6 protein-coding genes are annotated in these 6,909 nt (G+C 42.9%); 5 read left to right on the forward strand and 1 reads right to left on the reverse strand.

What is annotated here, in order from left to right:
• Positions 1-96: 96 nt before the first annotated feature.
• The 5 genes from L3V33_RS02875 (at position 97) to L3V33_RS02895 (ending at position 6,312) form a co-directional block, all read left to right on the forward strand.
• Positions 97-1,161, forward strand: a complete 1,065-nt coding sequence (locus L3V33_RS02875) for an HlyD family secretion protein (protein ID WP_017094011.1) — start codon at positions 97-99, stop codon at positions 1,159-1,161.
• Between the two features lie 3 nt (positions 1,162-1,164).
• Positions 1,165-2,715 (forward strand): DHA2 family efflux MFS transporter permease subunit, encoded by a 1,551-nt coding sequence (locus tag L3V33_RS02880; RefSeq protein ID WP_237288928.1) that lies wholly within the window; start codon positions 1,165-1,167, stop codon positions 2,713-2,715.
• Between the two features lie 286 nt (positions 2,716-3,001).
• Positions 3,002-4,591 carry a response regulator gene (locus L3V33_RS02885; RefSeq protein ID WP_237288929.1) on the forward strand — a complete coding sequence of 530 codons (1,590 nt, stop codon included), beginning with the start codon at positions 3,002-3,004 and terminating at the stop codon, positions 4,589-4,591.
• On the forward strand, positions 4,585-4,917 hold the full coding sequence (locus L3V33_RS02890; RefSeq protein ID WP_017079133.1) for an Hpt domain-containing protein: 333 nt from the start codon (positions 4,585-4,587) through the stop codon (positions 4,915-4,917). The genes L3V33_RS02885 and L3V33_RS02890 overlap by 7 nt, the downstream gene beginning before the upstream one ends.
• Positions 4,918-5,415: 498 nt before the next feature.
• Complete coding sequence (locus L3V33_RS02895; RefSeq protein WP_237288930.1) at positions 5,416-6,312, forward strand: sigma-70 family RNA polymerase sigma factor; 897 nt, start codon at positions 5,416-5,418, stop codon at positions 6,310-6,312.
• 206 nt (positions 6,313-6,518) lie between these two features.
• On the opposite strand, the gene L3V33_RS02900 is transcribed toward L3V33_RS02895, so the two are convergent.
• Positions 6,519-6,872, reverse strand: coding sequence for a hypothetical protein (locus L3V33_RS02900; protein WP_017079131.1), 354 nt, complete (start codon positions 6,870-6,872; stop codon positions 6,519-6,521).
• Positions 6,873-6,909 lie beyond the last annotated feature (37 nt).

Consider the following 6,909-nt stretch of genomic DNA (forward strand, 5'->3'; position numbering starts at 1 on the left):
TTTGCAACAGTGTTTCCCTTTTTTCCTATCTTATCAATCAATCGAATTCATTTACAATTCGTTACATCTAAATAAAAACAAAATGAGAAATAAAAAATGACAGAGAACAACAACGCTTCGCAATCAGTAAGCACAAAAAAACGTAAAAAAGCCCCGCTTATTGCTACTGCGATCATGCTGTCATTAGGTCTAGCTGGCGCAGGATATTGGTACGGCTATGGCCAATACTTTGAATCTACCGACAATGCCTACCTACAAGGCGACATCACGAATATAAGCCCGAAGGTGTCGGGTTATATTGTTAAGTCTTACGTGAGTGATAACCAATCGGTTAAACAAGGTGACTTGTTGGTTCAAATTGATGATCGTGATTACCAATCTGCACTTGCTCAAGCGAATGCGCATTTAAGCGTCGTTCAATCAAGCGTACACAACCTTATCGCTCAACAAACGTTACAACGTAGCCAAATAAATCAAGCTGACAGCCGTGTTGATTCCGCACAAGCTGAATACGAGCGTGCAATCCAACAAGTCGTGCGTTCCCGTAGCTTATTAAAGCGTAACTATGCTTCGCAAGATGAAGTCGACAGCATGGTCGCACAACAAAAAGTCACCCAAGCAGAACTTGAAGAAGCAAAAGCAAACCTCGTCGCAAGTAATGATCAGCTAATCGTGATTGCGAGTGAAATCGAACAAGCAAACGCATCCGTGACTGAAGCTCAAGCACAAAGAGATCAAGCACAACTTAACCTTGATTACACCAAAGTTTACGCGCCAGCAGATGGTGTAATTGGCAAACGCAGCGTGCGAGAAGGTCTGTTGATTCAAGCCGGCGCGCCACTTATGAGTTTGGTACCAAACAACCAAGTGTGGATCGAAGCTAATTTCAAAGAGACACAGTTAAGCGGCATTCATAAAGGTCAATCCGTAGAAGTTGAATTAGATGCCTTCCCGGGACAACCACTCGAAGGCGTTGTCGACAGCTTCTCCCCTGCCACTGGTGCAAAGTTTGCGCTACTGCCGCCAGAAAACGCGACAGGTAACTTCACTAAAATCGTTCAACGTGTACCGGTGAAAATCATCATTCCAGATCAGCAAGAATTGAAAGGTCGACTGCTTCCTGGTTTGTCTGTGGTAGCGACCATCGATAAACGAGGCTAGACCATGAGTAACGCTGGTGTTGTCACCCACACTAATGATGATGGCGAGGTTTCAAGACGTCATTGGATCGCCCTATTTGGCGGTTTGATTGGCGCGTTTATGGCGATTTTGGATATTCAGATCACCAACTCGTCTCTCAAAGATATTCAAGGCGCGCTGTCTGCCACCTTAGATGAAAGTTCGTGGATCTCTACGTCTTATCTAGTCGCAGAGATGATTGCTATTCCACTCAGTGGTTGGCTTTCTAAAGCACTCGGTAAACGCCGTTATATCACGTGGACGACGGCCATTTTCACCATTTCATCTTTGTTGTGTTCGTTTTCTTGGAACATGACCTCGATGATCGTGTTCCGGGCGATGCAAGGCTTCAGTGGTGGCGCTTTAATCCCGCTTGCTTTCTCGTTAGTGATTCAGTTATTGCCTGTTAACAAACGTGCTGTGGGTATGGCACTGTTTGGCGTAACCGCGACCTTTGCTCCATCGATCGGCCCAACATTTGGTGGTTGGCTGACGGAGAACTTTTCATGGCACTATATTTTCTACATCAATATTCCGCCCGCTTTGCTTGTGATCACCATGATCCGATATGGCTTGGATGATGAAAAGCTCGACCTTGGCACCCTGAAAAAAGCGGACTGGTTTGGTATTGCCACCATGGCGTTAGGGCTAGGTTGTTTGGAAGTGGTACTAGAAGAAGGTAACCGTGAAGAGTGGTTCAGTTCGAGCTTTATTATTGGCTTGAGTATCGTGTCGGCGGTGAGTTTGGTTTATTTCGTTATAAACGAACTCCAACACAAAAAGCCATTGGTTAACCTGCGGCTATTGCGGGATGGGCAGTTTGCTATGTCCTGTATCGCCTATTTGATTTTGGGGATGGCGTTGCTTGGCTCTATCTATGTGCTGCCGATGTATCTCACTCAAATTCAGCAATATAACGCGATGGAAATTGGTGAAGTGCTAATGTGGATGGGTTTCCCACAACTTCTGATATTCCCAATTGTGCCCAAGCTAACACAGATAATTAAGCCTAAGTACTTGGTGACCTTTGGCTTCGCAATGTTCGGTTTCAGTTGTTACGTTAATACGCACATGACAATCGATTTTGGTGGCCAACAGCTGATTTTGTCTATGGTTCTGCGTGCTATTGGTAGTCCGTTTATCATGGTTCCGCTGTCTTTGGTTGCCATGAAGAACATCAGCAAAATGGACACGCCAGACGCATCAACGTTAACCAACGTAATGCGAAACTTAGGGGGCGCTTTCAGCATCGCGATTATCGCTACGCTATTGGATAACAAAACCCGTGAGCATCTGGCTCACATCAAGGAGTCGCTACCTTCTGTGAGTCAACTCGGTTGGCAAACGCTTCAGCAGCAACAAGCGTTCTTTATTCAGTCAGGAAGTGATGCCACAACGGCGATGCAACAAGCTCAAGCAAGTTTACTTGGCACCATGCAACGTGACGCTGCCATCATGGCTTACAACGATGTGTTCTTAATGATGACGGCGTTCTTGGCTCTAGCGGCAGTATTGATTTTTAACATGCGTGATTAGCGCTAGTTTTTTAGTTAGTAAAGCTTCAAAAAAGGCTACATTTCGGATAAAAAATCGAGTAAGAAAACAGAGAGGTAAGCTTATCGGCTTACCTCTTTTTTATTTCTAAAACACGGATAACCCCACAAAAATAAGGTAAACGCAGCCTGCGTTTGAAGGCTTTCATAAATGTTATCGAATACTCTTTAATTACCAATAGTTTATTGAGTGTTTGTATGTGATATAGGCACCTTGACAATGTGCAACCTGACACCTAAATTAAACATAACATTTGGTATTGAGGAAAATGGATTTGACCTTACCAACAGACCTGCGGGTTTTGATTGTCGACGACTCTAAGAGCGCAACAATACTTATTAAGCAGCAACTCTCGAGCTTGGGCATTTCACATGATTGCATCTTTATTGCGACCGATTATCGACAAGCCATCAAGGCGGTCGAGACGCACTCATTTCATGTACTCCTCATCGATTACCACTTAGAAAAATCCTTCACGGGGTTTGAGCTTTTGGGGATCCTCTATCGAAACAGGCTCATCGATCATACAGTCGCCACGATTCTTGTTTCTGGGGATATGCGTCAGGAAACCGTATTGACGGCCCTTTCTGGCGAAGCACATCACTTTGTTTCTAAACCGATCAATACTCAATCTTTAGGCAAGAAGATTCAAAGTGCTGTGTCCGTTTCGAAGAAACTCACCCAACTGAATGACTTATATCCGATCACTAATTTGGAGCGATTGACACAAGCGTTAGCGATCTCCCCTAATGGCAATAGCGTTCAGTTTGAAGCGACATTGATTGAACACTTAATTGGAGGCAAAGAATGGGATTTGCTTTCAAGCACAATCGACAACTCGAACACGAAAATGCACCCGACCAAATTAGTCGCAGAGGCATTAATTCTAGACAGCTTGGGTAAACCGAACCTAGCCATAGAAAAGCTCCACAATTACCTGATTGCTCAGCCGTTGTCATTAAACGTTATTGATTGTTTAAGCTGCATTTATGAAAAACATAATATGTTACTGCCCGCGCTTAAACTGGCCATAAGAGCGTTTGAAATGACGCCTAGCATCAGTCACCGTGCGATAAGAGCAATCGACTTGGCAGAAAACGTCGACAACACCCTGATGCTTATCAAGCTTGGTGAGATGTACGCGACGCATATATCGTCTGCCGACATTGATATTATTCATTCCATTAGCGCTCACTTCAGTTCACTAAAGGCGACCTACCAACGTGAGACACAATTAAAGTACAAACGCATTCTGCTGGAACATGCTAATCAATTCACAGAGTTGGTAAACCTCAAACTTCCGGTAAAACAACAGCAACAAGTTCTGGCCAGCCTTGCCCTATTTCAAAGTAATATTTTACTCATTGAGAACAGCCCTCAAGTTGCTCACAAGAAAGTGATTCGAGCCTCGACACTGTTAGCAAATAACTTTTACAACCAACCCACTCACTTATTGCTTCAATTGCTGCCTCTTTTAACTCACTTTGGCGAGTACTCCCTGTACCACTTAGTTGCAGAGTGCTTAAAAGCTCGAGGGGAGACAATAAACCATCAACTCGAATCACAAGATGTAGACCCTTCTACTTGTGTAAATATCGAAAATTCCGATTCCATCCAAGAACTAAAGGACTACATTCACAATTACCCATATTCAATTGCGGCGAAACTTGACTATATATATGCCGTCCATAAAGCTCATATAGAAGAAAACCTTAGACACGAATACTTGAAACAGCTCGCACAGCTAGAGCTTCCACCAAGATGGAGCCAATGGCTCAGTGATTCATTAAGATCTGGTTTTTCTACTAAGCCGCCCAGCCCATTTTCAACATACAGCCGACAGGAGTCTATATGCTAGATTTTGATGCCCTAAATGCCTACTTAGATAATGACAAAGAAGTGATTTTCGCTGTGTTGTCTGTGTATCAAGAAGACCATGGCAATTCATTAGAAGAGATACAAGAACTGGTACAGCAACAGGATTGGGGCAAGCTTCATTTTACCGTACACACATTAAAAGGCATATTAGCCAGCTTCGGCGAAGAAACCGCCACCGTGGCCTTAGAAAGAGTCGAGCAAAACACACTTAATAAGCTTGCACCTCAAGATGATGATCTTTCTGTTATCTACAGCGAAATGAAGATCATCAACAAACAAATCGATGAGGTGCTAAGCACTTATTAGTCAATTCACTGAGCTTTTAGTAATAACTTTTAGTCTTCAGTAATAGCTTTTAGTATTCCGTAACAGCTTTTAGTCTTCACTAATAGTTTTTATAGTTTTACGCAGCAAACAATGTCAGCTGAACAGGTTAAAGAGCTGAGGTGCTTTGGCAACATGGAACCTCGACTCTTGCCACGTTCTCCTCATTTCCCCTATCAATTATATGCCGCCCGCTCCTATAAATTCACTCGATTTATCTACATGCACCAATGCATAATACATACTTTATAAACCATGCATGTCCATGTTTCCTATGAAAAACCGACACGTTCGATGAGATGTAAAACGGTTAAATACTTGTAGATCTTTTTGTGACGTAAGTATACGAAATTGCATTTTATTTATTGGTAAAGAAGAAACTGTTATCTACACTCTAATGAAACCAAGCGTTAATCACTTGGTGGCATAATAATAAAATGAAAAAATAAAACGTTCAGTCGGCTAAAAAAGGACAAGGAAATGAACAATGACAGTTTTGCTGCGTTTCAGGTGCTCACGGATGACACACCCATTAAAGAATCATTTTCTACCACTGCAGAACCTTATGCTCACTATCTAAAGGATATTGTGGGGATTGATTTGCTGTCGCGTGAAGATGAGGTGTATTACGCAAAATTGAATCGCGCGGGTGACAAGCAAGCACGTGACATCATGATCGAATCAAACCTGCGACTTGTTGTAAAAATCGCAAAGAGTTACCTAAAACGTAAAGGCAACAACTTCACGCTGCTCGACCTGATCGAGGAAGGTAACATCGGCTTAATCAAAGCAATCGATAAATACGACCCCGAACCCGGTTATCGCTTTTCGACTTACGCCGTATGGTGGATTCGAGAGAATATTGAAGCGGCATTGATGAACAAAGGTCGTACTGTCCGATTGCCCGCCCACGTATGCAAAGAAATAAACAGCCTCGCGTCCAAGAAGCTCGATGTAAGTAAAAAAATGAGTAAAGAGATTTCGATTTCAGAGTTGTCAGACAGCTCTGGCGTAAAGGCAAAACGTGTCGACCAACTCGTGGCGCTTAGCGGGTTTATTGACGTGACAACAACGGTTGGTTTCAGCCACGCACCGATAGTACTTGAACAGTGTGAAAGTGAGTATATCCCTGACCCACAAAAAGATTGTGAAGATCAGTCTTTTACCCAAGCTCTAGAGCAAATAATAAACACACTGCCACCCAAATTACAGAAGGTTCTCATTCACCGTTTTGGTTTCTTTGATAACAAGGTGAAAACACTGTCTGAGGTGGGACAAATGCAAGATGTAAATGTTTCTAATGAACGTGTTAGACAAATGCAGAAAGAAGCAGTCGAGAGAATTCAAAAGCGACTCAAATTTGATGGTTGGGTGTAAGCCATAACCCTGCTTAGAAGTGGGTGAAAATAACGTTAAGCCGAAACAGCAACGTAAGTAAAAGAAATAACCTTAAGGGTGAGCCTCAAAGCTTGCCCTTTTTGTTTTCCTGTTTTGTTTACCTGATTCGCTAGAAAAACAAAAAGATCGTAAGAACACGAACCGTAAGTCGTTAATGGCTAATGGCTAATGGCAACAGCATTAACTTACCTTAGAGAAGTGACTCGCTCACTGCGTAAAATGAGATAATTGATGTAAGTGGTTTCAAGGCAATCTTGTTCCCACACAGATAAAATCCGTTTGGCCGCAAAATAATAATCTTTGTTTCTCAACAGCATCCCAACGGTGCCGCTGAGCTTTTCAAATCGAACGTGATCGCTCGCAGAGATGTAGTCATCTTCACTTTCAATAATGGGCGCTAAACCATCAGCAAACCAATTATTCAATATTTCTCGCATCTCTAATTCAGACTCAGGCACGTCCACACTAGACAACTCTCGATGTTGAGGTGGTGGCACGATGTACTTCGACGCTTGCGGTGAACTGACATAACGATACATGTCGTCCCTCCTTTCTAACTAACTCTTCTAATAATTA

The sequence above is a fragment of the Vibrio sp. A2-1 genome (assembly GCF_021728355.1).
Taxonomy (GTDB): Bacteria; Pseudomonadota; Gammaproteobacteria; order Enterobacterales; family Vibrionaceae; genus Vibrio; species Vibrio splendidus_K.

Excerpts from the sequence above, each read along its gene's own strand:
- L3V33_RS02875 (WP_017094011.1), top strand. The coding sequence starts at position 97 with ATGACAGAGAACAACAACGCTTCGCAATCAGTAAGCACAAAAAAACGT.
- L3V33_RS02880 (WP_237288928.1), top strand. The coding sequence starts at position 1,165 with ATGAGTAACGCTGGTGTTGTCACCCACACTAATGATGATGGCGAGGTT.
- L3V33_RS02885 (WP_237288929.1), top strand. The coding sequence starts at position 3,002 with ATGGATTTGACCTTACCAACAGACCTGCGGGTTTTGATTGTCGACGAC.
- L3V33_RS02890 (WP_017079133.1), top strand. The coding sequence starts at position 4,585 with ATGCTAGATTTTGATGCCCTAAATGCCTACTTAGATAATGACAAAGAA.
- L3V33_RS02895 (WP_237288930.1), top strand. The coding sequence starts at position 5,416 with ATGAACAATGACAGTTTTGCTGCGTTTCAGGTGCTCACGGATGACACA.
- L3V33_RS02900 (WP_017079131.1), bottom strand. The coding sequence starts at position 6,872 with ATGTATCGTTATGTCAGTTCACCGCAAGCGTCGAAGTACATCGTGCCA.